This is a genomic window from Acidovorax sp. KNOB132, from assembly GCF_057541515.1.
In genome coordinates, this window is the sequence record NZ_BAAJYT010000402.1 from 1 (window position 1) to 2,316 (window position 2,316).

The 2,316-nt window shown below is 67.4% G+C and carries 3 protein-coding genes; 1 reads left to right on the forward strand and 2 read right to left on the reverse strand.

The window, feature by feature from the left end; translation table 11 throughout:
* Nucleotides 1–339: 339 nt before the first annotated feature.
* A complete protein-coding gene (locus AC27IO_RS23015; RefSeq protein WP_498740982.1) occupies nucleotides 340–915 on the reverse strand; it encodes a flavin reductase family protein in 576 nt (191 codons plus the stop codon).
* A 325-nt stretch (nucleotides 916–1,240) separates the two neighbouring features.
* On the opposite strand from AC27IO_RS23015, the gene AC27IO_RS23020 reads away from it, so the two are divergent.
* Nucleotides 1,241–1,624, forward strand: coding sequence for a VOC family protein (locus tag AC27IO_RS23020; protein WP_272566650.1), 384 nt, complete (start codon nucleotides 1,241–1,243; stop codon nucleotides 1,622–1,624).
* 41 nt (nucleotides 1,625–1,665) lie between these two features.
* On the opposite strand, the gene AC27IO_RS23025 is transcribed toward AC27IO_RS23020, so the two are convergent.
* Nucleotides 1,666–2,316 (reverse strand): alpha/beta fold hydrolase (locus AC27IO_RS23025; protein WP_498740984.1); only part of this gene is annotated, 651 nt, incomplete at its 5' end.

Sequence of the window (2,316 nt, forward strand, 5' to 3'; positions counted from 1 at the left end):
TCAAGAGTTTGCCTTTCGGATTAGATGGTCAGCTTGGTGGTGGTATGGCTGCTTTACCTCTGTTCCCAGGTCGTCTTTCATAGTTCAAAGTTGTTTTGGGTCATTTTTTTTGTTTGTGGCATAGTCGGTTTTTTAGCTTTTGGGTGGCTGCTTACGCTTAAATAGCCAAGTTCATCGCTATTAATCTGTATTCGCCTTCGATGCACAAATCGACGCGAATCGTCAGGCAGTTGCTGCCTCACCGCTGACATAAGGTTCCAAGCGGTAATCACACAGCCGCCTTTTATTCGATCCCAGTCACTTCAGTATCCGACGCATGAAATGAGCGTCTTCCCTCCCTTACACCCGCACCGAAGCCCCCGTCGCATAAAACTGCCCGCCCGCCACGTAATGCAGCGTGCGCAGTGCCTCCGGCGCTTCCCCGAAGTGCCAGTGCCCTTCCCGGAACACCCGCTCATCTGCCCATGCGGCCACCACCTCGGCGATGAACAGGTCGTACGCCTGCTGGTTGTGCAGCTCGGGCACCACGCGGCACACCAGCCAGGCGGCGCAGCCCTGCACCAGGGGCGTGGCGTCGTGGCCGGGCGCGTGGAACAACTCCACGCCGTAGTGCTGCAGCTTGTCGGCCCGCGCCTTGGCGCTGTCGGTGCCCACGCCCACGGTGAGCGCGGCCATGGCCTGCGTGGGCAGCTGCAGCGCGAACTGGCCGCTGGCTTCCACCAGCTCGCGCGTGCGTGTGGCCTTGTCGATCACCACCGTGACCTTGGGCGGGCTGAAGTCCAGCGCGCAGGCCCAGGCGGCGGCCATCACGTTGTCGGTGCCGGCGTGGTGGGCCGAGACGAGCACGGTCGGGCCGTGGTTGAGCAGACGGTAGGCCTTGTCGAGCGGGACGGGGGTGAAGTGGGTGGGTGGCATGGCGGGAGGAGCGGCAGGGTGGATGGGATGGGGATGGGGATGAGGTGAGATGGGAATGGGTTGCAGGCAGCGGTTGGCGCAGGATCAAAACATGACGCTCTGCTTTTGATAGCAATATGCCCTGGTGTCAATTGCGCTGGTGGCCATTTTGATGCTTGGTTTATCAGCGCGGACCCGGAGGGTCTTCCCCCACCGGCCCGAACCCCTCCGGGATGTCGCCAAGGCGGCGCGCAGCGCCCGCGGGCGACCCGCACGCGGGCAGGCGGCCGCTACCATCGTCCGATCCCTTTTTTGCCCGGCGACGGGTGCCACGGAGACAAAAGCCATGTTCAGTCATGTGATGTTGGGTGTGAGCGATCTGGAAGTGTCCAAGCGGTTCTACGACGCGGTGCTCGGCACGTTGGGCATCGCCCCCGGGTCCGCCCACAAGAACCGCTATTTCTACCGCAGCCCCACGGGCACGTTCGCGATCTCCACGCCCATCAACGGCGAGCCGGCCTGCCACGGCAACGGCAGCACCATCGGGTTCACCGTGCAGTCGCCGGAACAGGCGCAGGCGTTCCACGACGCGGGCGTCGCCCACGGTGGCACGACCTGCGAAGACCCGCCGGGCTTTCGCGAGGGCCCGAGCGGCGCGCTGTACCTGGCGTATCTGCGCGATCCGGACGGCAACAAGCTCTGCGCACTGCATCGGCCGCCCAAGGCGTGAGGCGCTCGCTGCGGTCGGGACGGTTTTCAGCGCGGCAGGCGTCAGCCCGGCGTTGAGGGCGGTTGCTGCGGGGGATGGCCGGTGCCGTCCGCCGGGCCCGCGGGCAGGCCGGCCAGGAACCCCGCGATCCGCTGGGCCACCGCGTCGGGCTGTTCGCGGTGGGGCACGTGCGCCACGCCGGGCAGGATGTCCACACGCGCCGGCCCGGCGGCCCAGCGGGCGATGCGCTCGGGCTGTTCCGTGGAGCCGTATTCGTCGCGGTCCCCATGCAGGGCCAGCACGGGGCAGGTGACGCGCGCCATGGCCTCGGCGAGCGACCAATCGGCAAAACCCGGGTGCAGCCAGGTGTCCACCCACGCGCTCAGCACCCAGCGCGCCTGGTCGGCGCCGTGGTAGCGGGCCAGGCGCTCCAGGGCGCCGGGTTGGTTGAACTGGTCCCGCGCCTCGCGGATGCCCTGCAGCGTGCGCTCTTCCACGCAGGCCTGGGCGGCGATGGTGATGAGCGCGTCGCAGTCGCTGCCCGCCGCGCCGCCGGGGCCGTCACCCGGCGTGCCCCGCGTTGCCGCGCAATGGGCCGCCATGCCGCCGCCCACGCTGTGCCCCAGCGCCACGAAGCGTTGCACGCCGAAGTGCGCGCGCAGCGCCGGCAGGCTGGTGCGCGCCTCGTCTTCCACGAAGTCCCGCGGCAGCAG